The organism is Rhizobacter sp. P3_B12, from assembly GCF_056402895.1.
This window is the reverse complement of record NZ_JBFUGN010001810.1, coordinates 1-503: the sequence shown is the minus strand read 5'-3', so window position 1 is coordinate 503 and position 503 is coordinate 1. Positions and strand designations below refer to the sequence as shown.

Annotated in this window: 1 pseudogene; it reads left to right on the top strand. The window is 72.2% G+C overall.

Annotated elements, in window-relative coordinates:
• Positions 1-471 (top strand): annotated as a pseudogene (locus AC1D01_RS38355) (HipA family kinase); the annotation flags it as partial.
• Positions 472-503 lie beyond the last annotated feature (32 nt).

Below are 503 nucleotides of genomic sequence, written 5' to 3'. Positions count from 1 at the left end.
GACTTCCTGCCCGGGTCCTTCGGCTACGACGGCTCACGACCCCCGGAGCCCGACGAGGCAGCCGACATCGTCTGGCTGGACGCGTTCACCGCCAACGTCGACCGCACCTGGGCCAACCCCAACCTTCTCGTGTGGCACCGGCAGGTCTGGGCCATCGACCACGGTGCCGCCATCTGGTTCCACCACTCGTGGCCGAGCCGGGGTGCCGACGCCTCCCGGGTCGCCGCACAGCCCTTCGACGTCTCCGAGCACGTCCTGCGCGACGTGGCCGGCGACCTGGCAGCAGCTCACGCTCGGGCTGCTGCTGTGCTCACGCCCGAGGTCGTCACCGAGGTGGTCGGCATCGTGCCCGACGAGTGGCTCGAGACGGCCCCCGGTCTCGACGACGTGCCTGCGGTGCGGTCGGCCTACGTCGAGCACCTCACCCGCCGGCTCGAGAACGCCGGCGCCTGGTGGGGGGCCGCGGCATGAGCGCCCACCCCTACCAGTACGTCGTCCTGCGC